Source organism: Streptomyces sp. NPDC031064, from assembly GCF_055570965.1.
This window is the reverse complement of the sequence record NZ_JBVIGF010000002.1, coordinates 575431-599237: the sequence shown is the minus strand read 5'-3', so window position 1 is coordinate 599237 and position 23807 is coordinate 575431. Positions and strand designations below refer to the sequence as shown.

Below are 23807 nucleotides of genomic sequence, written 5' to 3'. Positions count from 1 at the left end.
TGAACGCCCTTGAGGAGGCCCTCCCCCGTGACCCCCCGTCGTCCCACCCGCAACCCGGCCGCACCGGCCGCCAAAAAGGCCCCGGCCAAGGCCCCGGCCACCAAGAAGACGCCCGTCGGGGACGCCACCGCCCTCCCCGCGCCGCCGCCCGGCGCCACGCCCAGGCCCCGCGCGGGCGGCACCACCGCCGGCGCCCCGCCGCTCGACCCCGCCGACCGGGGCCGGCTGCTCGCCGGTGAGCACCACGACCCGCACGGCCTGCTGGGCGCCCATCGGGTGGACGGCGGCGTCGCCATCCGGGCGCTGCGCCCGTGCGCGAGCAGCGTGGCCGTGCTGGTGGACGGGGCGCGCACCGAACTGCACGACGACGGTGACGGGCTGTTCTCGGCCGTGCTGCCACTGCCGGAGGTCCCGGCGTACCGGCTCCAGGTCGCCTACGACTCCGGTGTCCTGGAGGTGGACGACCCGTACCGCTTCCTGCCCGCGCTCGGGGAGCTGGACCTGCACCTGATCGGGGAGGGCCGGCACGAGGAGCTGTGGAAGGCGCTCGGCGCCCACCCGATGACCCACCAGGGCGTCACGGGCACCCGCTTCACGGTGTGGGCACCCAACGCGCGCGGGGTGCGCCTGGTCGGCGAGTTCAACTACTGGGACGCGGGCACCGGGCTGCCCCTGCGGTCGCTGGGGCGCAGCGGCGTGTGGGAGCTGTTCGTGCCCGGCATGGGCGAGGGCACGCTCTACAAGTTCGCCGTCACCGGCCCGGACGGCCACTGTTCGCTGCGCGCCGACCCGATGGCCCGCCGCGCCCAGTGCCCGCCGGAGACGGCGTCGATCGTCACGGCCTCGCACTACGAGTGGCAGGACGCCGAGTGGATGGCCCACCGGGGCGACCGGCCCGTCCACGAGGCCCCCTTCTCCGTCTACGAGGTGCACCTGCCCTCCTGGCGGCCCGGGCTGACGTACCGGGAGCTGGCGGAGCAGTTGCCCGCGTACGTCAAGGACCTCGGCTTCACGCACGTCGAGCTGATGCCGGTCGCCGAGCACCCCTACAGCCCGTCCTGGGGCTACCAGGTCACCTCCTACTACGCGCCCACGGCCCGCCTCGGCACGCCCGACGACTTCAAGTACTTCGTCGACGCCTGCCACCGCGCCGGGATCGGCGTGCTCGTCGACTGGGTGCCGGCGCACTTCCCGAAGGACGACTGGGCGCTGGCCCGCTTCGACGGCACGCCGCTGTACGAGCACCCCGACCCGCGGCGCGCCGAGCACCCCGACTGGGGGACGCTGGAATTCGACTACGGCCGCACGGAGGTGCGTAACTTCCTGGTCGCGAACGCCGTCTACTGGTGCGAGGAGTTCCACATCGACGGCCTCCGCGTCGACGCGGTCGCCTCGATGCTCTACCTGGACTACTCGCGCGAGGGCGGCGACTGGGCGCCGAACGAGCACGGCGGGCGGGAGAACTTCGACGCCGTCGCCTTCCTCCAGGAGATGAACGCCACGGTCTACCGCCGCTGCCCGGGTGTGGTGACCATCGCGGAGGAGTCCACGGCCTGGGAGGGCGTCACGCGCCCCACCGACAGCGGCGGGCTCGGCTTCGGGCTGAAGTGGAACATGGGCTGGATGCACGACTCGCTGGTGTACGTCTCCAAGGAGCCGGTGCACCGCAAGTACCACCACAACGAGATGACGTTCTCGATGGTGTACGCGTACAGCGAGAACTACGTCCTGCCCATCTCGCACGACGAGGTGGTGCACGGCAAGCAGGCGCTGGTGTCGAAGATGCCGGGCGACTGGTGGCAGCGGCGCGCCAACCAGCGCGCCTACCTGGGCTTCATGTGGGCGCACCCCGGTAAGCAACTGCTGTTCATGGGGCAGGAGTTCGCCCAGGGAGCCGAGTGGTCGGAGGCCCACGGCCCGGAGTGGTGGCTGACCGAGGACGACTACCACTCGGCGGGCGACCACCGGGCCATGCGGGACCTGGTCCGCGACCTCAACGCGGTGTACGCGCTCACGCCCGCCCTGTGGGAGCGGGACACCGTTCCGGAGGGCTTCCAGTGGTCCCTGGGTGACGCCGCCGAGGACAACGTCTTCGCCTTCCTCCGGTACGACGCCCAGGGGGCGCCGCTGCTGTCGGTGAGCAACTTCTCCCCCGTGGTGCGCCACGAGTACCGGCTGTGGGTGCCGGACCGGATCCCGGCCTGGGCGGAGGTCCTCAACACCGACGCGGTCCAGTACGGCGGCAGCGGCGTCCTCAACACCGATCCGGCGAAGACGGAGGGCGGGTACGTCCGGCTGACGCTGCCGCCGCTGGCGACGGTGTGGCTGAAGCCGGCGTGACCGGGGCGCGGGGAGGCCGGCCGCCACGGCCGGCCTGCCCCGCGCATACGCCCCTCAGCCGGTGAGGCGCACGATCCCCAGCCGCTGGGTGGCGCGGGTCAGCGCCACGTACAGGTCGTTGACGCCGTGCGGCCCGCCGGTCCGGATGGCGTCCGGGTCGGCGACGATCACCGTGTCGAACTCCAGGCCCTTGGCCTGCCGCGGCTCCAGCAGGACGACCGGCCGGGTGAGGTCGGGGTCCGGGCCGTGCGCGGCCTCGGGCAGCGCGGCGGCCAGCGCCGCGTGGTGCGGTGCCGGGGCGATGACGGCGAGCCGGCCCTCGGCGGGCGCCTCGCGGCGTACGGCCGCGGCGACCTCGCCGGGCAGGTCGTCCGTCGTCCGCTCCCAGGGCGCCACGCCCGTGGAGCGCACCGAGCGCGGCGGGGTGAAGTCCGGGTCCTCGGCCCGGCGCACCGCCGCCGCGACCTCCATGATCTCGGCGGGCGTGCGGTAGTTGACGCCCAGGCGGACGTGCTCGAAGCGGTCGCCGACGTACGGGCCGAGGATGTCCTGCCAGGAGCCGCAGCCGGCCGCGTCACCGGTCTGGGCCGGGTCGCCGACGAGCGTCATCGAGCGGGTGGGGACGCGGCGCATCAGCAGCCGCCACGCCATCGCGGACAGCTCCTGGGCCTCGTCGACGATGACGTGCCCGAACGCCCAGGTGCGGTCGGCGGCGGCACGCTCGGCGGCGCTGCGGTGGTCGGCCTCCTCGTGGCGCTCGGCGAACCGTTCGGCGTCGATGATGTCGTGGGCGCCGAGCACCTCGGACTCCTCGTCCTCGAACTCGTACGTCCGTGAGGCGTAGGAGACGTCCAGCACGCCTTGCGCGTAGGCGACCCGGGCGTGGCGCTCCCGCTCGGCGGCGGCGCACTCGGCGGTGTCGTCGTGCCCGAGCAGCTCGGCCGCCTCGTCCAGGAGCGGTACGTCGGCCTCGGTCCACGGGCCTGTGGTGCGCCGTACGAACTCGGCCTCCCCGTCCGGGAGGTAGCCGTCGGGCTCGGCGAGGAAGCCGGCCACGAGTTCCTCCGGGGAGAGGACCGGCCACAGCTCCTCGATCGCGGCGTGGACGTGGGCGCCGGCGGCGATCTCCTTGCGCATCTGGGTGATGTCGGAGCGGTCGAGGAGGTTGGGGCCTCCGAAGGGGTCGGCGCCGAGCCGTTCGGTGAGCTGGTCGGTGAGCGCGTCGATGATCCGGAACGCGAAGCGCGGGCGGGCGAGGTTGTGCGGCAGTCCGGTGGAGCGGGCGTCCCAGCGGGCGTCCTCGGCCATGTTCCGGTCCAGCAGGAGGGTGCCGTAGTCGTCGTGGTCGATCTCGATCGGCGCGTGGGTGGGCGGCACGGTCTGCCGGTCGCGCAGGACCCGGGCGAGGACGTCGGCCATGGCCGCGCGGCCCTTGATCTCGGCGGCCTCGGGGGTGTCGGTGCCGGTGGCACGGACACCGGGGAACAGCTCGCCCATGGTGGCCAGCAGCACTCCGGTCTCCCCGAGCGCGGGCAGGACTTCGCCGATGTAGCCGAGGAAGGCGGGGTTGGGGCCGACGATGAGGACGGCGCGCCGGGCCAACTGCTCGCGGTGGGCGTAGAGCAGGTAGGCAGCGCGGTGCAGGGCGACGGCGGTCTTGCCGGTGCCGGGGCCGCCCTCGACGACCAGGACGCCCTGGTGCGGGGCGCGGATGATGCGGTCCTGCTCGGCCTGGATGGTCTGGACGATGTCGCTCATGCGCCCGGTGCGGGCGGCGCCGAGCGCGGCGAGCAGCACCTCGTCGGCGTCGGGGCTCTCGTGCCCGGTGCGGGTGGTGTCGGTGAGGTCGAGGATCTCGTCGTGCAGGGCGGTGACGTCGCGCCCCTTGGTGGTGATGTGACGCCGTCGGCGCAGCCCCATCGGCTCGTACCCGGTGGCGAGGTAGAACGGCCGGGCGACGTCGGCGCGCCAGTCGACGACGAGGGGGGTGCGTTCCTCGTCGTCGTCACGGATTCCGATGCGCCCGATGTGGTGGTCGCGCCCGTCGCGGAATTCGAGCCGCCCGAAACACAGCCCGTTCTCCCCCGCGTCGAACGCCGCCAGCAGCCCGGACTGCTCGGCGACCAGCACATCACGCTCCAGCCGCGCCTGGAACCCGGTCCCCACGTCCTTGAGTGCGGCGCGGACGGCGGTTTCCGCCTGGTCGCGCAGGTGGTCGAGTCGCGCGTAGAGCTCATTGATGAATTGCTGCTCTTTCCGATATTCCTCGGTTGACAATCCGACTCCTGACGCGATACAGTGCGTTTATTGAACTTCCGTGTGCGACTTGCCATGTCCGCATACGAAACGTCAAATATACGCGAAGAAACACCCCGGCCGTCAATTCGGACCGGGGTGTTTTTCTGTGCACGCAAGAGACGTCAGGCGCCCAGCACGTCCTCCAGTTCCCGCAGCAGCCGGCGCTTGGGACGGGCCCCGACCATCGACCGCACCGGTTCGCCGCCCTGGAAGACCATCAGCGTGGGCGTCGACAGCACCCCGTACCGCACCGTGGTCTCCTGGTTCCGGTCGACGTCGATCTGCACCACCTTCAACCGGTCCGCCTCCTCGGCGGCGACCGCGCCCAGCACCGGGGCCAGTTGACGGCACGGGCCGCACCAGTCGGCGGTGAACTTCACCAGGACGGGGCGGTCGGCCGCCAGGACCTCGCTGTCGAAGTCGGCGTCGGTCACATTCATCACGGGGTGGCTCACGGGGTGCCTCCGAATTCGCAAGCGGGTGCGGGTGTTGACGTCGCCAGCGCCAGCCGGGCGGCGACCTCGGCGCGGACCGAGCGGAGCTGGCCGATCAGGCCGTCCAGTTCGTCGAGCTTGCGCCGGTAGACGTCCAGCGAGGCCGGGCAGGCGTCGCCGGCCGGGTGACCGGCGCGCAGGCAGTCGACGAACGGCCGGGTCTCCTCCAGCTCGAACCCGAAGTCCTGAAGGGTCCGGATCTGCTGGAGCAGCCGCAGGTCGTCCTCGTCGTACGTGCGGTAGCCGTTCTCCGTCCGCCGGGCGCGCAGCAGGCCCCGGGACTCGTAGTAGCGCAGGGTCCTCGTGGTCGTACCCGCGCGCTTCGCCAGCTCGCCGATTCGCATGCGTGTGACGGTAGGGGTTGACGTGGACGTCAAGGCAAGAGGGGTTTGCGGGCCACCGGGGACGACAGCACGATGGACGTCGTCGTCCGGCCGAGCGCCGACGTCTGCTCCAGGACGTCCTCCAGGTGGACGGTGTCCCTCACCGCCACCTTGAGGATCCAGCAGTCCTCCCCCACCACGTGGTGGGCCTCCAGGACCTCGGGGCGGGCGAGCAGCTCCAGGGTCCTGGGGTGCTTGAAGGTGTACCCGCCGTGCGGGTTGACCCGGATGAAGGCCTGGATGCCGTAACCGAGCCGGGCGGGGGACACATGGGCGCCGTAGCCGGTGACGGCGCCGCACGACTCCAGGCGGCGCACCCGCTCGGCGACCGCCGCCGGGCTGAGCCGGACGCGGCGGCCGAGCTCGCTGAGCTTGATCCGGCCGTCGGCCTGGACGAGCTCCAGGATCTGCCGGTCGACGGAATCGAAAACGGGCGCCGATGTTTCGTTGGTGGCGGGACGCAGATGCCGTTGTTCTTTCGGTGCGGCGGCCGTATCTCCCATGGTTCCCCCTTCAGGCTGCGGCCCGTCAACGTAACACTGGTCCCATGCTTCGCATATGCGTGATCGGCGGGAGCCGGTATTTCGGAAAGCGCCTCATTCAACGGCTGCTGACATCGGGTCACCAGGTAACCGTCGTCAATCGCGGTTCCTCCACGCCGCCCGCCGGCGCCTTTCACGTCGTCGCCGACCGGGACGACGAGGAGGCCCTGCGGACGGCGCTCGGCCGGCGGACGTTCGACGTCGTCATCGACCAGGTCTGCTACACCCCGCGCCAGGCGGACATCGCCCGGCGGGTCCTCGGCCCGCGCACCCGGCGCTACGTGATGACCTCCACGGTGGAGGTGTACGAGTACGAGGACTCGGCCACGCCCGTGCGGGAGGAGGCCGTCGACCCGCGCACCGTGGCCGTGGACCTGGACGCCGACCTGCCCTACGGGGAGGGCAAGCGGCAGGCCGAGGCCGTCTTCACACAGGACCCGGACCTCGCGTTCACGGCCGTGCGCGTCGCCCACGTCCTGGGCGGCGCCGACGACTTCACCGGGCGCCTGACGCACTACGCGGACCGGATCCGGGAGGGCCGGCCCATCGCCGTACCCGTCACCAACCACCCCGCGACCTATGTGTACGTGGAGGACATCGCCGGCTTCCTGGCGTGGGCGGCCGAGCAGGAGTTCACCGGACCGGTGAACGCCGCCTCGGACGGCCCCCTGACGACCGGGGACATCTGCGCCGCCGTCGAGGCGCGGACCGGCGGGACGGCGGTGTTCCAGGAGGTGGAGGTGGGTGAGGTGTCCCCGTTCTCCTTCCGGCGCGCGTACGCCATGGACAACTCCCGTGCCGCCGCCCTCGGTTACCCCTTCCGGCACAGCTCCGACTGGCTGGACCGGGCCGTCGGCGAGACCCTCGGAGGCCGGGCGTGAGGTACGTCGGAGACATCCGGGTGGGAGCCGTCGGACTGGGCGCGATGCCCCTGTCCATCGAGGGCCACCCGGACGAGGCGCGCGCACTCGCCACCGTCCACGCCGCGCTGGACGCGGGCGTCACGCTCATCGACACGGCCGACTCGTACCACGCGCCGGGCGGCGGCGCACCGGGCGACGGTGAGCTGCTGGTGGCCCGCGCCCTCGCGGCGTACGGCGGCGACCGCGACGGGGTGCTCGTCGCCACCAAGGGCGGCCGCGGCCGCACCCCGGACGGCGGCTGGACCGTCAACGGCGACCCCGCCCACCTGCGGCGGGCCGCCGAGGCGTCGGCGCGGCGGCTGGGCGTCGAGGCGATCGGGCTGTACCAGCTCCATAAGCCGGACCCGGCCGTCCCGTACGCCGAGTCCCTGGGCGCGCTGCGGGACCTGCTCGACGAGGGCACCATCCGCATGGCCGGCGTCTCGAACGTGGACGTGGCGCAGATCCGCCTCGCCCACGAGGTCCTCGGCGACCGGCTGGTCTCCGTGCAGAACCGGTACTCCCCCGCCGTCCGCGACAGCGGGCCGTGCTTGCGGCTCTGTACCGAGCTGGGGCTGGCGTTCCTGCCGTGGAGCCCGCTCGGCGGGATCTCGCGCAGCTCGCTGGACGGGCCGTCCGCGCAGGAGGCGGACCCCCGGTTCGGCGCGTTCCACCGGGTGGCGCGGGAGCGGGGGGTCAGCCCGCAGCGGGTGGCCCTGGCCTGGGCGCTGGCCCGCTCCCCGGTGGTCGTCCCCATCCCGGGCGCGAGCCGCCCGGCGAGCGCCCGCGACTCGGCCGGGGCGGCCGAACTGGTCCTGGACGAGCGGGAGCTGGCACTGCTCGGCCCGTGACGTGCGGGGAGCCCGCGCTGCCGGGCGCGTGACGTGCGGGCGCGTGCTGCTCGGCCCGTGACGTGCGGCCCCCCGGCGGCACGTCACGGGCCCAGCCGTGCGGGGGCTCAGACGAGCTCGGGCTCGCGGGCGGCCTCGGGCTCCGCTTCCGCGCGCGCCTTCCGGCCCGGCAGGAGGACCGCCACCAGCACCGTGCCGACGGCCAGGATCGCCGCGCCGACCAGGCTGGTGTGGGCGACCGCGTCGGAGAAGGCCGAGCCGACCGCGTCGGCCATCCGGCGGGCGCCCTCGGCGAGTTGGGCGCCCTGCTGCGGGGTGGCGGCGTGGGCGGCCTGTTCACCGATGCCGTGGGCGACGGCGTACCCGGCGCCGACCGAGTCCTGGGCGGTGGCGAGGGCCTCGGCGGGCAGGCCGCCCCCCTCGGTGGCGTCGGCGAGGTGCGAGGAGTACGAGGACGCCAGCACCGAGCCGAGCAGGGCGATGCCGAGTGAGCCGCCGAGCTCCAGGGAGGTGTCGTTGACGGCACCGCCCACGCCCAGCTCCGACTCGGGGAACGCGCCCATGATGGCGTCGGTGCACGGGGAGAGCGCGAGGCCGATCGCGACGCCCAGGATGACGAGCGGGGCGACGAGGTCGCCGTACCCCGAACCGGCGTCGACCCGGGTGAGGAGCGCGAGCGCGACCGTACCGGAGGCCATGCCCGCCGTGACCGTGACCTTCATGCCGAGGCGCGGCGTGAGGAACCCGGTCAGAGCCGATCCGGCGAAGACCGCGCCGGCCAGCGGCAGCATCCGTACGCCCGTGTCGAGCGGGTCGTACCCGAGCACGAACTGGAGGTGCTGGGTCAGGTAGTAGAAGGCGCCGAAGACGGCGAGGAAGAACAGGGCGACGGCCAGGTTGGAGCCGGCGAAGCCCCGGTTCAGGAAGCGGCGGACGTCCAGGACCGGGCGTGGGTGGCGCAGTTCCCAGGCGACGAAGGCGATCAGTCCGGCGCCCGCGACGACCGCCGAGCCGACGGCCTTGGCGTCCCAGCCGAAGTGCGGACCCTGGATGATCATGTAGACGAGCGCGCCGGTCCAGACGACGGACAGCAGACCGCCGACGTAGTCGATGCGCCCGTGCCGGGCGGCCTTGGACGGCGGTACGAGGGTGAAGGCGCCGATGACGGCGAGCGCGGCGACCGGGACGTTGATCAGGAACGTGGCCGCCCAGCCGTGGTTCTCCAGCAGGGCTCCGGCGACCAGCGGTCCGGCGGCGATGGCGATGCCGGCGGTGGCGGTCCACAGCACGATGGCCTTGGCGCGCTCGGCGCGCGGGAAGGTCGCGGCGAGCAGCGAGAGCGTGGCCGGCATGATCATCGCCGCGCCGACGCCCATCACCGCGCGGGCGGCTATGACGCCGGTGGACGAGTCGACGAGCGATCCGGCGACCGAGCCGGCGCCGAAGACGAGAAGCCCGAGGACGAGGGCGCCGCGCCGGCTGTACTTGTCGCCGATCGCGCCGAGCAGCAGCATCAGCGCGGCGTAGGGGACGGTGTAGCCGTCGATGACCCACTGGAGGTCGGAGCTGGTCAGTCCGAGGTCCTGGGTCATGTCCGGGGCGGCGACGGTGAGGGCGGTGTTCGCCATCACGATGATCAGCAGGCTCAGGCAGAGCACGAGCAGGGCCCACCAGCGCCGTGGGTAGGGCCGCTCCATCCGCTCGACCGGCTCCTTCAGCACGAGACGCATGGCCCGATCCGTCCTTTCCTCGCTCACTCTTGCACAGTGATGTGCAATTACACACTGCTGTGCAAGTTACGCCACTGCACAGCCATGTGCAAAATGAGCGGGTGACCTCATCAGGACGAGCCGACGCGAACCGCCGCCGCATCGAGCAGGTGGCCCTCACCGAGCTGCTGCGCGACCCGGACGCCTCCATGGACCAGATCGCCCGTGCGGCGGGCGTCGTCCGCCGGACCGTGTACGGGCACTTCCCCAGCCGCGAGGCGCTGATCGCCGCGCTCGTGGACAGCGCGGTCGAGTCGGTGGCCCACGCGCACGCCAGCGGCCGCGAGGGCGTGGACGACCCGGCGGAGGCGCTGGCCCGGGCGACGCTCGCGGTCTGGGAGATCGCCGACCGCTACCGGTTGCTGGTCTCCCTCGCCCAGCGCAGCGTCACCATGGAGGGCATCCGGGCCCGGCTCACCCCGGTGCGCGAGGCCTGCGCGGCGGTGCTCCAACGCGGGCTGGACGAGGGTGTGTTCACCTCGCCGCTGCCGGCCGCCGCCCTCGCGTACGTACACGAACAGGTGCTGTTCGGGCTGATGGAGGCCGTGAACGCGGGGGCGCTGGCGGCGGACCGGGCCGGGCGGTCCGCCGCGGTGACGACGCTGATCTCGGCCGGGGTCCCGGCCGGACGGGCGGAGGAACTGGTGGAGTCCCTGCCCGGGCCCACGGGCTGAGCCCCGGCAGGGCGTGCCCCGGGCCTACCGGCTGAGCCCCGGCAGGGCGGCCTCGGCCACCTTGCCCGCGCGCTCGCGCTGCGGGAAGTCGCCGACCTTCACCCGGGCGACCTCCTTGGCCGTGCGGTAGTCGACGACCGAGACCTCGTCGCGGTTGGAGAGCGTGACGAAGCAGTGCGTGCCACCGGGCGCGGTCAGGGACCAGTAGGGCAGGGCGCCGGGCTCGTAGTGGACGAAGCCGTCGGTGGTCAGGCCGGGGCGGGAGACGACGGCCGTGTAGTCGTCGATGGTCCCGGCCATGCAGAGCTTGTCGTTGGTGCCGTTCATGGCCATGCCGTGGTGGGCGGAGTTCTGCGGGTAGTCGTCGGGCTTCAGGGCCGCGCCCGCCGCGCTGAACGGCATCTCGACCGTCCGCACGGTACGCCCGGCCTCCAGGTCGTACTCGATGAAGCCGTTGAGGTAGGAGAGCTGGGCGTACATCGTCTTCCCGTCCGGGGTGATCACGGCCGGGCGCACGCCCCTGTCGAAGGTGTACTTCCGCAGCACCTTCAGGCTCTTCGCGTCGGCGACCGTCACCTGTTTGACGCCCTTGAGGGCGTTGAGGGCCTTGGGCAGGGAGGTGACGCCGATGGACATGTTGTACAGGCGGCCGCCGTCCGCCGAGTACATGTTCTCGTGCGGGTAGGTGCCGGTCGCGAACTCCCCGGTGATCCGGCCGGTGGCGGTGTCCAGCGCCTGCGCCTTGGCGGCCGTGATGGCGGAGACGACGAAGGTGCGGCCGTCCGGGGAGAGGGCGGCGTGGTCGGCCTTGAAGCCGTCCAGGTGGGTGCGCCAGAGCTGGCGGCCGGAGGCGATGTCGTACGCGGCGGCGTCACCGAGGTTGCCGCGCGAGACGTACAGGGTGCGGCCGTCGGCCGAGAGATGGGCGTCGTCGACGAACTTGTCGCCGCCCGCCTGCTGTCTGACCACCTCGTAGGCGGCGCGGCGGACGGGGTCCATGCCGGCGAGGATCGCTTCGAGGTCCGGGACGACGTCGAGGGAGCCGAGGTTCTCGTACGTACGGGAATCGATGAAGCTGACCGTGCCGTCGGCGCTGTTGCCGACGACGACCACATCGCGCAGGGCGGTCCGGGGCTCCTCGGCGGCGGAGGCGGTGACCGACCCGAGGGCCAGCGTCAGGGTGAGGGCGAGCAGTGCGGGAAGACGTGACATGGGGGATCCCTTCATGCACATGCCAGGACGCCCTACGATGACACGTTCCGGTTACCGGCGGTACGGTCGCGAAGGCGCGAGCCGCGCGAGAGTTCGCCTCCCGCGCGGCTCGCCGTTGCCCACGTACGTCAGACCTTGACCGGCTCCCGCGCCTCGCGGAGGTCGTCCGGCTCGTCGGTGGCGGGCGCGTGGTCGTCGACCAGGGTCTTCTCGTCGAACGGCACCTTCCCGGCGAGGACTTCGGCGACCCGCGCCTTGTCGATCTCCTTGGTCCAGGTGCCGACCAGGACGGTGGCGACCGCGTTGCCGGCGAAGTTGGTCAGCGCGCGGGCCTCGCTCATGAAGCGGTCGATGCCGACGATCAGGCCGACGCCGTCGACCAGTTCGGGGCGGTGCGACTGGAGGCCGCCGGCCAGGGTGGCGAGACCGGCGCCGGTGACGCCCGCCGCCCCCTTCGAGGCGATGATCATGAAGACGAGGAGCGAGATCTGCTCGGCGATCGAGAGCGGGTTGCCCATCGCCTCGGCCACGAAGAGGGAGGCCATCGTCAGATAGATGGCGGTGCCGTCCAGGTTGAAGGAGTAGCCGGTCGGGACGGTGATGCCGACGACGGGCTTGCTCACGCCCAGGTGCTCCATCTTCGCGATGAGGCGCGGCAGCGCGGACTCGGAGGAGGAGGTGGACAGGATCAGCAGGAACTCGCGGCCCAGGTACTTCAGCAGCGTCAGGATGTTGACCCCCGCCACCAGCTTCAGCAGGGCGCCGAGCACCACGAAGACGAACACGGCACAGGTGATGTAGAAGCCGATCATGATGACGGCGAGGGACTTCAGGGCGTCCAGACCGGTCTCGCCGACCACGGCGGCGATGGCGCCGAAGGCACCCACCGGGGCGGCCCACATGATCATGGCGAGGATGCGGAAGACCAGGCGCTGGATGTGCCCGATGCCGCGCAGCACCGGCTCACCGGCCTTGCCCATGGCCTGGAGCGCGAAGCCCGCGAGGAGCGCCACCAGCAGCGTCTGGAGTACCTCGCCCTCGGTGAAGGCGGAGACCAGCGTCTTGGGGATGATCCCGAGGAGGAAGTCGACGGTGCCCTCGCTCGCGCCCGACGCCTGCTTCTCGCCCGCGGCCGCGACCTCGTCCGTCAGGCGCAGGCTCGCGCCCGGCTCCAGCAGGTTGCCGACGAGCAGGCCGATGGCGAGGGCGACGGTCGACATGACCATGAAGTAGCCCAGCGCCAGTCCGCCGACCGCACCGACCTTGGCGGCCTTGCGGACCGAGCCGACGCCCAGCACGATCGTGCAGAAGATGATCGGCGAGATCATCATCTTGATCAGGTTCACGAAGCCGGTACCCAGCGGCTTGAGCTCGACGGCCACGCCGGGGGCGGCGAAGCCCACGCCGATGCCGAGCACGACCGCCGCGATGACGGCCAGATACAGATAGTGGGTACGGTCCCGTCGTGCGGCCACGGGGTCCTCCTCGGTGAGTCGCTCCACTGTCCCTGGGGATCCCCGAGACCATCTCTCACCTTGTGACGACGGTCACCGTTGCGTACCTTTCGTTCACACATTTTCCGGACAGGCAGACTTACCTCATGCGTATCGCGCACCCCCGCCCCCGCAGCCTCGCCGGCCAGCTCTTCGCGATGCAGGTCGTGCTGGTGGCCGCCATCGTGGCGGGCTGCGCGATCTTCGCGTACGTCAACGACCGGGGCCAGGCCGAAGAGACCGCGCGCCGCCAGGCGACGGCGACCGCGACGGCGGTCGCCCGCTCCCCGGCGGTCGTCCGGGCGGCCCGCTCGGACAACCCGACCGCCGTGCTCCAGCCGTACGCCGCGTCCCTCGTCGGCGAGCAGGGCGTCACCTTCGTCACGATCATGGCGCCGGACGGGACGCGCTGGACGCATCCCGAACCGGACCGGATCGGCAAGAAGTACCTGGGCCACATCGAGGAGGCGCGGCGCGGCCAGACGTACTCGGAGACCTACCGGGGCACGCTCGGCCGGTCGGTGCGGACGGTGACGCCGGTGTACGACCGGGGCGAGGTCGTGGGTCTCGTGAGCGCGGGCATCACGGTCGACCGGATCAGTGAGCAGTTGCGCGGGCAGGTCGCCGCGCTGCTCGGCATGGCGGGCGCGGCGCTGGCGCTCGGCGGCGCCGGGACGTACGTGATCAACGCCCGGCTGCGGCGGCACACGCACGGCATGAACGCCGCCGAGCTGAGCCGGATGCACGACTACCACGAGGCCGCGTTGCACGCGGTGCGCGAGGGCCTGGTGATGCTGGACGGGCAGCGCCGGATCGCGCTGATCAACGACGGGGCGCGGGAGCTGCTGGGCCTCGGCCCGGACGTCGTGGGCACACCCGTGGCGGAGCTGGGCCTGCCGGTGTCGCTGACCGGGGCACTGCTGGCGGCCGAGCCACGGGTGGACGAGCTGCACCTGACGGGTGAGCGCGTGCTGGTGGTGTCCACCCGGCCGGTGGTCGGCGGGGAACGGCGCGGGACGGTGGTGACCCTGCGGGACCACACCGAGTTGCAGGCGCTCTCCGGCGAGCTGGACTCGGAGCGCGGGTTCACCCAGGCGCTGCGCTCCCAGGCGCACGAGGCGGCGAACCGGCTGCACACGGTGGTGTCGCTGATCGAGCTCGGGCGGGTGGCGGAGGCGGTCGAGTTCGCGACGGCGGAGCTGGAGCTGGCGCAGACGCTCACGGACCGGGTGGTCGACGCGGTCGCCGAGCCGGTGCTGGCCGCGCTGCTGCTGGGCAAGGCGGCGCAGGCGAACGAGCGGGGCGTGGAGCTGGTGCTGACCGAGGACAGCCGGATCGACGACGGCGTCCTGCCGCCGACGCTCCCGGCACGGGACCTGGTGACGATCCTGGGCAACCTGATCGACAACGCCCTGGAGGCCGCCCAGGGCACGCCCCTGTCCCGGGTCACGGTGACCGCGCGGGCGGACGAGGACGCCGGTGAGCTGCTGCTGCGGGTCGCCGACTCCGGTCCGGGTGTGGGCGCGGAGGACCACGGCGCGGTCTTCGAGCGCGGCTGGTCCACCCGGGGCCCGGGCCGCGGCCTCGGCCTCGCCCTCGTCCGCCAGGCCGCCCACCGGGGCCACGGCACGGTGTCCCTCGGCCGCGCCCCGGACGGCGGCGCCGAGTTCTCGGTCCGGCTGCCCCTGGGACCTGGGGCGGCCGCCGCGGCGGCCGGCGAGGCAGCCGCCTCCGAGGCGGAGGTGGCGTCGTGACCGAGATGTCCGGGGCGGGCGGTATCCGGGTGCTGGTGGTGGAGGACGATCCGGTAGCGGCGGACGCGCACGCGCTGTACGCGGGGCGCGTGCCGGGCTTCACCGTGGTGGGCGTGGCGCACTCCCGCGCCGCCGCCGGGCGGCTGCTGGAGCGGACGGCCGTCGACCTGATCCTCCTGGACCTGTACCTGCCGGACGGGCACGGCCTGCACCTGCTGCGGTCGCTGCGCGCCGCGGGTCACCACGCCGATGTCATCGCCGTCACCTCCGCCCGCGACCTGGCGATCGTGCGCGAAGGCGTGTCGCTCGGCGTCGTGCAGTACGTACTGAAGCCCTTCACCTTCGCGACCCTGCGCGACCGCCTCACCCGGTACGCCGAGTTCCGCGCCGCCGCCGGTGAGGCGTCCGGCCAGGAGGAGGTGGACCGGGCACTCGCCGCCCTCCGTACGCCGCAGCCCGCCGCCCTGCCCAAGGGGCTGAGCGCCCCGACGCTGGCCGCCGTCACCCGGACCCTCCGCGAGTCGGCCACCGGGCTGACCGCCGCCGAGGCCGGCGCGGCGGTCGGCATCTCGCGGATCACCGCCCGCCGCTACCTGGAGCACCTGGTCACGGCCGGGCGGGCGGAGCGCAGCCCGCAGTACGGCCAGGTCGGCCGGCCGGAGCTCCAGTACCGCTGGGTGTCCCCCAAGGCCGGTAAGGGACGGTAAATTACCGACAGGTAGTGCACTAGGGGGAGCATCTGGACGTTCCTACGACATTTGGCCTTGGTTGAACGCACCGTAGCCAAAAGTGACCCTCTGCTTCTACCTTGTGCGCGTGCACTCTCCCCCGTCTCCACCGTTCAACGCCCTCGCCGCGCGCCGACTGCGTGAGGCGCTGGGTATGGCTCCCGCCCACGTCGCCTACGGCCTGCGCGCCCAGTACGGCCTCGGCGTGCCGCCCGAAACAGTGATCGCCTGGGAGCGGGGCGTCGCCGCCCCCGACGCACGCGAGCTCACCGCCCTCGCCGGCGTCCTGTGGTGTTCGCCCGGCGAACTGCTGGCCGCCGCCACGACGCTGCGCGAGCACCGCATGGCGCGGGCCATCGCGCCCGAGGACCTGGCGCGCCGCGTCGGGCTCGACGTCAAGGCGTACCTGCGCATGGAGGAGTCCGGCCGCTGGCGCGGCAACGAACGCCAGACCGCCGCCCTCGCCGAGGCGCTCTCCCTCGGCCCCCGCGAGCTCATCACGGCGACGGGCCGCGACGAGGAACTGGCGGACGTGCTGCGCAGCGCGGCGACGACCCGCTGGCAGGCGTACGTGAAACCGGCGGCGAAGCTGCTGCCGATGGACCGCCACCACCTGGAGGAAGTGCTCCAGCAGCTCTACTCCGACTACCAGTCGCGCATGGTGGCGACCAACAGCTGGGGCTCCGACGTGACCGGAGACAGCGGTGGCGAGGCGGGCCGCGAGTTCCTGGCGCGGATCGTGGAGCACTTCTGGGAGCTGGCCCGGCTCTGACGCCTACCGCGCGCCCTACCGCGCCCGGTGCCGGTCGAAGCTGAAGAGCTGGCCCCGGCCTCCGTCGTCGCACGCCCGCTGGACGACCTCCGTCCACGGCGCGGCCGAGGCGTCCCGTACCTCCAGGCACAGGTCCGAGTGCGCGGACCGGATGCGGTAACTTGCCCCGCCGCCGGCCGACTCGATACGGAACGCCTCGCGGGCGCCCCGCTTGCCGCACTCCTGGTCCACCAGGGGCGCACCCTCGGGCGGGCCGGCCTCGACGGGCAGGCCCGCGCAGCCGGGCCCGTAGTCGGGGTGGTCCGAGCGCAACCGCCACAGCCCGCCGTCCAGCGGTACGAGGCTGTAGCGCGGCACGACCGCCCCGGCGCACGGCACCTGGTAGACCTGCCCGCTGCGCTGCCCGGGCCGCTCGTTCAGGCACAGGCCCGAGTGCACGGCCCGTACGTCCACGGGTCCCGCCTCGGGCGCGGCCGCGTCGCGGCCCGGTAGGTGCCGGGCGTCGTCGCCCCGGAGGAACGCCACGACCGTGAGGGCGGCGACGACCAGAGCCGTCACCGCCACCACCGGCACGAGCACCCGCCACCGCGAGGCCCCGGCGGGCGGGGAGACGTCGCCGGGCGCGCCGCCCTCGCCCACCTCGCCGTCCTCGCCGCCGTGGCTGCCGCGTACCGCGCCCCGCACACTGCCCCGTACCGTGTCCCGCGCACCGCCCCGTACCGCGAGCTCCTTGCGGACGGCGAGCCAGTCCTCCAGCTCCCCGGGCCCGGCCCCGCAGGCGCGGACGAACGCCATGACGAGTTCCTCGCGCGGCACCGTCGTGCGCGAGAGCATGTTCGCGACCGTGGAGCGGGGCAGGGCGTCGCCGACCGCCTCCGCGCGGGCCGAGAGTTCCCGGTAGGTCAGGCCCGACCAGTCCTTGAGCGCCTGGAGCCGGGCCACGAACGCGGCGGGATCGCGCGCCTCGCGGGGGTCGGGAGCCGGTTCCCCGTCGGTCATGCGCGCCCTCCCTCTCTCCACCGCCCCGCTGCCGGGACGGAGTTGGGACATGTCCCGGACAAGTGCAAGCCTTGTCGAACCGGAGGCGCATCTCAAGAGTGGTTAAGGACGAGCGGCCCTGATCGTCGACGGGGGTGACGATCAGGGCCGCTCCAAGCGCGGGCAGGTGTCAGAACACCGACTCCGCCTCGTACATCCGGTTCTCCGGCACCGTCTTCAGCCGCGTGACGGCCTCCGCGAGCGGCACCATGTGGATGTCCGTGCCGCGCAGGGCGGTCATGTTGCCGAACTCCCTGCGGTGCGCCGCCTCCACCGCGTGCCAGCCGAAGCGGGTGGCGAGCACGCGGTCGTACGCGGTCGGCGTGCCGCCCCGCTGGACGTGGCCGAGGATGACCGGCCGGGCCTCCTTGCCGAGCCGCCGCTCCAGCTCCTTGGCGAGGCGGTTGCCGATGCCCTGGAACCGCTCGTGGCCGTACTGGTCGATGGCGCCCTTCTCGTACTCCATGGAGCCCTCGGCCGGATGCGCGCCCTCCGCGACGCAGATGACCGCGAACTTCTTGCCGCGCGAGAACCGCTCCTCGACCATCTTCACCAGGTCGTCGACCTCGAAGGGCCGTTCGGGCAGGCAGATGCCGTGCGCGCCGCCCGCCATGCCGGACTCCAGGGCGATCCACCCGGCGTGCCGGCCCATCACCTCGACGACCATCACCCGCTGGTGGGACTCGGCGGTGGTCTTCAGACGGTCTATGGCCTCCGTCGCCACCATCACGGCCGTGTCGAAGCCGAAGGTGCGGTCGGTGGAGGAGATGTCGTTGTCGATGGTCTTCGGCACGCCCACCACCGGCATCCCTGCGTCGGACAGCATCCGGGCGGCGGTCAGCGTGCCCTCGCCGCCGATGGGGATGAGGACGTCGATCCCGTACCGCTTCTGCAACTCCTCGCAGTTCTCGGCCGCTTCCCGCAGCCTGTCGCGCTCCAGCCGGGCGGAGCCCAGGATGGTGCCGCCACGCGCGAGGATGCCGCTCACCGCGTTGAGGTCGAGCGGCCGGTAGTGACCGTCGAGCAGGCCCTTGAACCCGTCCTCGAAGCCGATCACCTCGTCGCCGTGGCCGGTCATGGCTCGGTGCACGACCGACCGGATCACTGCGTTCAGGCCGGGACAGTCGCCGCCTGCGGTGAGAACTCCGATGCGCATCGTGCCGTGTCTCCTGCTCAGTAGTGGTACGGGTGAGCCTTCCCGAATTGTCCCACGACGGGCCTCCGCCTCGTGCTCACGCCGCTCCCGCCGCCGCCCGCGCCGCAGGCGTTCCGTACCGCGTTCCCCCGTCTTCGCAGGCCAGACGCCCGGCGGGCGCCCTACCCAGCCGCAGAGGTATTGTCAAGGGGGTATCGCCACCCTTACAGGGTTTTTTGTTCACACATTTTTTCGACAGGAGAGCTTGCGTGGCGCGCAGCGTGTACGTGACCGGGATCGACCGCGGGGACGGCCGGCAGGTCGTGGAGCTGGGAGTCATGGAGCTCCTGACCCGCCAAGTGGACCGTGTGGGGGTGTTCCGGCCGCTGGTGCACGACGGGCCCGACCGCCTCTTCGACCTGCTGCGGGTGCGCTACCGGCTGTCGCAGGACCCGGCCACCGTCTACGGCATGGACTACCAGGAGGCGTCCGCCCTCCAGGCCGAGAAGGGCACCGACGAGCTGGTCGCGCAGCTCGTCGAGCGTTTCCACCGGGTGGCGCGCGACTACGAGGTCGTGCTGGTGCTCGGCACGGACTTCCACGCCACGCAGCTCCCGGAGGAGCTGGCGCTGAACGCGCGGCTGGCCAACGAGTTCGGCGCCTCGGTCATACCCGTGGTCGGCGGCAAGGGCCAGGACGCCGACGCGGTGCGCGCCGAGACGCGCAACGCGTTCCGGGCCTACGAGAGCCTCGGCTGCGACATCCTCGCCATGGTCGCCAACCGGGTGGCACCCGAGGACCGTGACGCCCTCGCCGAGCGCCTCGCCGCCCGCCTGCCCGTCCCCTGTTACGTACTGCCCGACGAGCCGGCGCTGTCCGCGCCGACGGTCGCGCAGATCACCCAGGCCCTCGGCGCCGAGGTGGTGCTGGGCGACGGCTCCGGGCTGGCCCGCGACGCCCTGGACTTCGTCTTCGGCGGCGCCATGCTGCCGAACTTCCTCAACGCCCTGACCCCCGGCTGCCTGGTCGTCACGCCCGGCGACCGCGCCGACCTGGTGGTGGGCGCGCTGGCCGCGCACTCGGCCGGTACGCCGCCGATCGCGGGCGTGCTGCTCACCCTGAACGAGCGGCCGAGCCAGGAGATCCTCACCCTCGCCGCGCGGCTCGCGCCCGGCACCCCGGTGATCTCGGTGAGCGGCAACAGCTTCCCGACGGCCGCCGAGCTGTTCTCGCTGGAGGGCAAGCTGAACGCGGCGACCCCGCGCAAGGCGGAGACCGCGCTCGGGCTGTTCGAGCGGCACGTGGACACCGGCGACCTGCTGAAGCGGATCTCGGTGGCGCGCAGCGGCCGGGTCACGCCGATGATGTTCGAGCACGAGCTGCTGGAGCAGGCGCGGGCGGACCGGCGCCGGGTGGTGCTGCCGGAGGGCGCGGAGGAGCGCGTGCTGCGCGCCGCCGACGTCCTGGTACGCCGTGACGTGTGCGAACTGACGCTGCTGGGTGACGTCGAGGCCATCCGCAAGAAGGCCGCCGACCTGGGCATCGACCTGAAGGACACGCAGATCGTCGACCCGTCCACCAGCGAGCTGCGCCAGCGCTTCGCGGAGCGGTACGCCGAGCTGCGCGCCCACAAGGGCGTCAGCGTGGAGCTGGCGTACGACGTGGTGTCGGACGTGAACTACTTCGGCACGCTGATGGTGCAGGAGGGCTTGGCCGACGGCATGGTGTCGGGCTCGGTGCACTCGACGGCGGCGACGATCCGCCCGGCGTTCGAGATCATCAAGACCAAGCCGGAGGCGTCGATCGTCTCCTCCGTCTTCTTCATGTGCCTGGCCGACAAGGTGCTGGTGTACGGCGACTGCGCGGTCAACCCGGACCCGAACGCCGAGCAGCTCGCGGACATCGCCGTGCAGTCGGCCGCGACGGCCGCCCGGTTCGGCGTGGAGCCGCGGATCGCGATGCTGTCGTACTCGACGGGCACGTCGGGCTCGGGCGCGGACGTCGACAAGGTGCGCGAGGCGACGCAGTTGGTGCGCCAGAGGCACCCGGAGCTGAAGATCGAGGGCCCGATCCAGTACGACGCGGCCGTCGAGCCGTCCGTCGCGGCGACCAAGCTGCCGGGCTCGGAGGTGGCGGGCCAGGCGACGGTGCTGGTCTTCCCGGACCTGAACACGGGCAACAACACGTACAAGGCCGTGCAGCGCTCGGCGGGCGCCGTGGCCGTGGGCCCGGTGCTCCAGGGCCTGCGCAAGCCGGTCAACGACCTGTCGCGCGGCGCGCTCGTCAGCGACATCGTGAACACGGTCGCGATCACCGCGATCCAGTCCCAGCCCACGTCCCGGCCCACCGGGTCCGCCTCCGATTCCGCGTCCGCATCCGTGTCCGCGTCCGCCTCCGATTCCGCGTCCGTATGACCGCCCGTACGACAGAAAGCACCGCACCAGTGACCGACCCCACCCGCGTCCTCGTCCTCAACTCCGGCTCGTCGTCGGTGAAGTACCAGCTCCTCGACATGCGTGACGGCGCGCGCCTGGCCGTCGGGCTGGTCGAGCGGATCGGCGAGGAGACGTCCCGGCTGGTCCACACGCCGCTGACCGACGGTGACGGCACGCGCGAGCGCACGTCCCCGATCCCCGACCACGAGGCGGCGCTGAAGGCGGTCGCCGAGGAGCTGTCGGCGGACGGGCTCGGCCTGGACTCGCCCGAGCTGGCGGCGATCGGGCACCGGGTGGTGCACGGCGGCCTGAAGTTCTCGGAGCCGACCGTCATCACGGACGAGGTCATGGCCGAGATCGAGCGCCTGGTGCCGGTGGCGCCGCTGCACAACCCGGCGAACATCACGGGCATCCGCACCGCCCAGGCGCTGCGCCCGGACCTCCCCCAGGTGGCGGTGTTCGACACGGCGTTCCACACGACGATGCCGGAGTACGCGGCGCGGTACGCGATCGACACCGAGACCGCCGACGCGCACCGCATCCGCCGGTACGGCTTCCACGGCACGTCGCACGCGTACGTGTCGCGCCGGGTGGCGGGGCTGCTGGGCAAGGACCCGGCCGAGGTGAACGTGATCGTGCTGCACCTGGGCAACGGCGCGTCGGCGTCGGCGGTGGCGGGCGGCCGGTGCGTGGACACCTCCATGGGCCTGACCCCCTTGGAGGGGCTGGTGATGGGTACCCGCTCGGGCGACGTCGATCCGGCGGTCGTTTTCCACCTGAAGCGGGTGGCCGGAATGTCGACCGATGAGATCGATGTCCTGCTGAACAAGAAGAGCGGATTGGTGGGGCTTTGCGGCGACAATGACATGCGTGAGATCCGTCGGCGGATCGATGAGGGCGACGAGCGGGCGCAGCTCGCGTTCGACATTTACATCCACCGGCTGAAGAAGTACATCGGCGCTTATTACGCGGTGCTCGGCCGGGTGGACGCGGTGGCGTTCACGGCGGGTGTCGGTGAGAACGCGGCTCCGGTGCGGGAAGCTGCCATCGCGGGCCTGGAAGAGCTGGGCCTGGCGGTGGACGCGGCCCTCAACGAGGTCCGCTCGTCGGAGCCGCGGCTGATCTCGCCGGAGTACGCGCGGGTGGCGGTGGCCGTGGTGCCGACGGACGAGGAGCTGGAAATCGCGCGGCAAACCTACTCACTGGTCCACGACTGAGCGGCCCCCCGCCCATTTGTACATTCCACCAGACGGAATATTCCGCAGTGAAACAAACCGATAGGATCCGCCTTATGCGCCGTTCCAAAATCGTCTGCACACTGGGCCCCGCCGTCGACTCGTATGAGCAGCTCAAGGCTCTCATCGAGGCCGGTATGAACGTGGCCCGTTTCAACATGAGCCACGGGTCCCACGCTGAGCACGAGGAGCGGTACCACCGCCTCCGCCAGGCCGCCGAGGACACCGGCCGGGCCGTGGGCGTCCTCGCCGACCTCCAGGGCCCCAAGATCCGTCTGGAAACGTTCGCCGAGGGGCCGGTCGAGCTGGTCCGCGGGGACGAGTTCACCATCACCACCGAGGACGTGCCGGGCGACAAGTCCATCTGCGGCACCACGTACAAGGGCCTGCCCGGCGACGTCTCCAAGGGCGACCAGATCCTGATCAACGACGGCAACGTCGAGCTGCGGGTCACCGAGGTCGACGGCACCCGGGTCAAGTCGATCGTCGTCGAGGGCGGCGTCATCTCCGACCACAAGGGCATCAACCTGCCGGGTGCCGCCGTGAACGTCCCGGCCCTGTCCGAGAAGGACGTCGAGGACCTGCGCTTCGCGCTGCGGATGGGCTGCGACCTGGTCGCCCTGTCCTTCGTGCGCGACGCCAACGACGTCAAGGACGTCCACAAGGTGATGGACGAGGTCGGCCGCCGCGTGCCGGTCATCGCCAAGGTGGAGAAGCCGCAGGCCGTCGAGAACATGCAGGACGTCGTGATGGCGTTCGACGGTGTGATGGTGGCCCGCGGTGACCTGGCCGTCGAGTACCCGCTGGAGCGGGTCCCGATGGTCCAGAAGCGCCTCATCGAGATGTGCCGCCGCAACGCCAAGCCGGTGATCGTGGCGACCCAGATGATGGAGTCGATGATCACCAACTCCCGCCCGACCCGCGCCGAGGCGTCCGACGTCGCCAACGCGATCCTGGACGGCGCGGACGCGGTCATGCTGTCCGCCGAGTCCTCGGTCGGCGCCTACCCGATCGAGACGGTCAAGACCATGTCGAAGATCGTCGCGGCGGCGGAGGAGGAGCTCCTCTCCAAGGGCCTCCAGCCCCTGGTCCCCGGCAAGAAGCCCCGCACCCAGGGCGGCTCGGTCGCCCGCGCGGCCGCCGAGATCGCGGACTTCCTCGACGGCAAGGCCCTGATCGCCTTCACCAAGTCCGGCGACACCGCCCGCCGCCTCTCCCGCTACCGCGCCCAGCAGCCGATCCTCGCCTTCACGACGGAGGTCTCCACCCGCAACCAGCTCACCCTGAGCTGGGGCGTCGAGTCCTTCGTGGTCCCCCACGTGGACAACACGGACGCGATGGTCGACCTGGTCGACGCGGAGCTGCTGAAGCTCCAGCGCTACAACGCCGGCGACACCATGATCATCACCGCCGGCTCGCCCCCCGGCGTCCCCGGCACCACCAACATGGTCCGCGTCCACCACCTGGGCGGCGAGTCCCGCTCCTGACCCATCCCCACCAGTGGGCCGCACCTTCCGCACCCGGAGGGCGCGGCCCACTGGCGTACCGGCGGTAAATTCCCCTTCCGCCGACGGTGACCGGCATGCGATGATCGCCGGGCCTTCGGGGGGAAGGCGGGGGAACCGTGCGTGTGGAGAGCGCACGCGCATTCATTGACGTCGCCTGACCAGCGACCTCTCCGGACAGACCACCATGCGCCCATGCGGCATGCCTCAACGCCGATGACATGGGCCCCTTTCGCGTACTTCCTCC

At 72.1% G+C, this 23807-nt stretch carries 19 protein-coding genes; 10 read left to right on the top strand and 9 right to left on the bottom strand.

Features of this window, described 5'->3' with window-relative positions:
* The first annotated feature begins 27 nt into the window (after positions 1 to 27).
* Positions 28 to 2340 (top strand): 1,4-alpha-glucan branching enzyme, encoded by a 2313-nt coding sequence (glgB, locus tag ACZ46W_RS09465; RefSeq protein WP_468333900.1) that lies wholly within the window; start codon positions 28 to 30, stop codon positions 2338 to 2340.
* Positions 2341 to 2394: 54 nt separating this feature from the next.
* Here glgB and ACZ46W_RS09460 read toward each other — a convergent pair whose 3' ends face one another.
* The 4 genes from ACZ46W_RS09460 to ACZ46W_RS09445 all read right to left on the bottom strand — a co-directional run bounded on the left by ACZ46W_RS09460 (position 2395) and on the right by ACZ46W_RS09445 (position 6018).
* Positions 2395 to 4617: a HelD family protein gene (locus ACZ46W_RS09460; protein WP_468333897.1), complete on the bottom strand. Its 2223-nt coding sequence runs from the start codon at positions 4615 to 4617 to the stop codon at positions 2395 to 2397.
* 143 nt (positions 4618 to 4760) lie between these two features.
* Complete coding sequence (trxA, locus tag ACZ46W_RS09455; RefSeq protein WP_468334723.1) at positions 4761 to 5078, bottom strand: thioredoxin; 318 nt, start codon at positions 5076 to 5078, stop codon at positions 4761 to 4763.
* An 11-nt stretch (positions 5079 to 5089) separates the two neighbouring features.
* Positions 5090 to 5476, bottom strand: coding sequence for a MerR family transcriptional regulator (locus ACZ46W_RS09450; RefSeq protein WP_468333894.1), 387 nt, complete (start codon positions 5474 to 5476; stop codon positions 5090 to 5092).
* 29 nt (positions 5477 to 5505) lie between these two features.
* Positions 5506 to 6018 carry an Lrp/AsnC family transcriptional regulator gene (locus ACZ46W_RS09445; RefSeq protein WP_468333891.1) on the bottom strand — a complete coding sequence of 171 codons (513 nt, stop codon included), beginning with the start codon at positions 6016 to 6018 and terminating at the stop codon, positions 5506 to 5508.
* Between the two features lie 44 nt (positions 6019 to 6062).
* On the opposite strand from ACZ46W_RS09445, the gene ACZ46W_RS09440 reads away from it, so the two are divergent.
* Positions 6063 to 6938: an NAD-dependent epimerase/dehydratase family protein gene (locus ACZ46W_RS09440; protein ID WP_468333888.1), complete on the top strand. Its 876-nt coding sequence runs from the start codon at positions 6063 to 6065 to the stop codon at positions 6936 to 6938.
* Complete coding sequence (locus tag ACZ46W_RS09435; protein ID WP_468333885.1) at positions 6935 to 7810, top strand: aldo/keto reductase; 876 nt, start codon at positions 6935 to 6937, stop codon at positions 7808 to 7810. The genes ACZ46W_RS09440 and ACZ46W_RS09435 overlap by 4 nt, the downstream gene beginning before the upstream one ends.
* Positions 7811 to 7917: 107 nt before the next feature.
* Here the strand turns inward: ACZ46W_RS09435 and ACZ46W_RS09430 are convergent, their stop codons facing one another.
* Positions 7918 to 9540 carry an MFS transporter gene (locus ACZ46W_RS09430; protein WP_468333882.1) on the bottom strand — a complete coding sequence of 541 codons (1623 nt, stop codon included), beginning with the start codon at positions 9538 to 9540 and terminating at the stop codon, positions 7918 to 7920.
* A gap of 101 nt (positions 9541 to 9641) precedes the next feature.
* On the opposite strand from ACZ46W_RS09430, the gene ACZ46W_RS09425 reads away from it, so the two are divergent.
* A complete protein-coding gene (locus ACZ46W_RS09425; protein ID WP_468333878.1) occupies positions 9642 to 10253 on the top strand; it encodes a TetR/AcrR family transcriptional regulator in 612 nt (203 codons plus the stop codon).
* Positions 10254 to 10277: 24 nt separating this feature from the next.
* Here the strand turns inward: ACZ46W_RS09425 and ACZ46W_RS09420 are convergent, their stop codons facing one another.
* Together ACZ46W_RS09420 and ACZ46W_RS09415 are read right to left on the bottom strand one after the other, a co-directional pair.
* Positions 10278 to 11465 (bottom strand): YncE family protein, encoded by a 1188-nt coding sequence (locus ACZ46W_RS09420; protein WP_468333875.1) that lies wholly within the window; start codon positions 11463 to 11465, stop codon positions 10278 to 10280.
* Positions 11466 to 11593: 128 nt separating this feature from the next.
* Positions 11594 to 12940: a cation:dicarboxylate symporter family transporter gene (locus ACZ46W_RS09415; protein ID WP_468333872.1), complete on the bottom strand. Its 1347-nt coding sequence runs from the start codon at positions 12938 to 12940 to the stop codon at positions 11594 to 11596.
* Positions 12941 to 13065: 125 nt separating this feature from the next.
* Here ACZ46W_RS09415 and ACZ46W_RS09410 point away from each other — a divergent pair, with 125 nt between their 5' ends.
* The 3 genes from ACZ46W_RS09410 (at position 13066) to ACZ46W_RS09400 (ending at position 16212) form a co-directional block, all read left to right on the top strand.
* A complete protein-coding gene (locus tag ACZ46W_RS09410) occupies positions 13066 to 14712 on the top strand; it encodes a sensor histidine kinase (RefSeq protein WP_468333870.1) in 1647 nt (548 codons plus the stop codon).
* A gap of 5 nt (positions 14713 to 14717) precedes the next feature.
* Positions 14718 to 15419: a response regulator gene (locus tag ACZ46W_RS09405; RefSeq protein ID WP_468334720.1), complete on the top strand. Its 702-nt coding sequence runs from the start codon at positions 14718 to 14720 to the stop codon at positions 15417 to 15419.
* A gap of 109 nt (positions 15420 to 15528) precedes the next feature.
* Positions 15529 to 16212, top strand: a complete 684-nt coding sequence (locus tag ACZ46W_RS09400) for a helix-turn-helix domain-containing protein (RefSeq protein ID WP_366127296.1) — start codon at positions 15529 to 15531, stop codon at positions 16210 to 16212.
* Between the two features lie 15 nt (positions 16213 to 16227).
* On the opposite strand, the gene ACZ46W_RS09395 is transcribed toward ACZ46W_RS09400, so the two are convergent.
* Both ACZ46W_RS09395 and ACZ46W_RS09390 read right to left on the bottom strand, forming a co-directional pair.
* Positions 16228 to 17211 (bottom strand): RICIN domain-containing protein, encoded by a 984-nt coding sequence (locus ACZ46W_RS09395; RefSeq protein WP_468333866.1) that lies wholly within the window; start codon positions 17209 to 17211, stop codon positions 16228 to 16230.
* 169 nt (positions 17212 to 17380) lie between these two features.
* Positions 17381 to 18406, bottom strand: a complete 1026-nt coding sequence (locus ACZ46W_RS09390) for an ATP-dependent 6-phosphofructokinase (protein WP_468333863.1) — start codon at positions 18404 to 18406, stop codon at positions 17381 to 17383.
* 248 nt (positions 18407 to 18654) lie between these two features.
* Here ACZ46W_RS09390 and pta point away from each other — a divergent pair, with 248 nt between their 5' ends.
* The 3 genes from pta to pyk all read left to right on the top strand — a co-directional run bounded on the left by pta (position 18655) and on the right by pyk (position 23542).
* Positions 18655 to 20799: a phosphate acetyltransferase gene (gene pta, locus ACZ46W_RS09385; RefSeq protein ID WP_468333860.1), complete on the top strand. Its 2145-nt coding sequence runs from the start codon at positions 18655 to 18657 to the stop codon at positions 20797 to 20799.
* Entirely contained in the window at positions 20796 to 22037 is a 1242-nt protein-coding gene (locus ACZ46W_RS09380; RefSeq protein ID WP_468333857.1) for an acetate kinase, read from the top strand. The genes pta and ACZ46W_RS09380 overlap by 4 nt, the downstream gene beginning before the upstream one ends.
* A gap of 74 nt (positions 22038 to 22111) precedes the next feature.
* Positions 22112 to 23542, top strand: a complete 1431-nt coding sequence (gene pyk, locus ACZ46W_RS09375; RefSeq protein ID WP_468333854.1) for a pyruvate kinase — start codon at positions 22112 to 22114, stop codon at positions 23540 to 23542.
* Positions 23543 to 23807: the final 265 nt, after the last annotated feature.

Coding starts and splice junctions, on each gene's coding strand:
- ACZ46W_RS09410 (WP_468333870.1), top strand. CDS start 13,066: ATGCGTATCGCGCACCCCCGCCCCCGCAGCCTCGCCGGCCAGCTCTTC.
- ACZ46W_RS09445 (WP_468333891.1), bottom strand. CDS start 6,018: ATGGGAGATACGGCCGCCGCACCGAAAGAACAACGGCATCTGCGTCCC.
- trxA (WP_468334723.1), bottom strand. CDS start 5,078: ATGAATGTGACCGACGCCGACTTCGACAGCGAGGTCCTGGCGGCCGAC.
- ACZ46W_RS09390 (WP_468333863.1), bottom strand. CDS start 18,406: ATGCGCATCGGAGTTCTCACCGCAGGCGGCGACTGTCCCGGCCTGAAC.
- ACZ46W_RS09380 (WP_468333857.1), top strand. CDS start 20,796: ATGACCGCCCGTACGACAGAAAGCACCGCACCAGTGACCGACCCCACC.
- ACZ46W_RS09420 (WP_468333875.1), bottom strand. CDS start 11,465: ATGTCACGTCTTCCCGCACTGCTCGCCCTCACCCTGACGCTGGCCCTC.
- ACZ46W_RS09450 (WP_468333894.1), bottom strand. CDS start 5,476: ATGCGAATCGGCGAGCTGGCGAAGCGCGCGGGTACGACCACGAGGACC.
- pyk (WP_468333854.1), top strand. CDS start 22,112: ATGCGCCGTTCCAAAATCGTCTGCACACTGGGCCCCGCCGTCGACTCG.
- ACZ46W_RS09430 (WP_468333882.1), bottom strand. CDS start 9,540: ATGCGTCTCGTGCTGAAGGAGCCGGTCGAGCGGATGGAGCGGCCCTAC.
- ACZ46W_RS09395 (WP_468333866.1), bottom strand. CDS start 17,211: ATGACCGACGGGGAACCGGCTCCCGACCCCCGCGAGGCGCGCGATCCC.
- ACZ46W_RS09405 (WP_468334720.1), top strand. CDS start 14,718: ATGTCCGGGGCGGGCGGTATCCGGGTGCTGGTGGTGGAGGACGATCCG.
- ACZ46W_RS09440 (WP_468333888.1), top strand. CDS start 6,063: ATGCTTCGCATATGCGTGATCGGCGGGAGCCGGTATTTCGGAAAGCGC.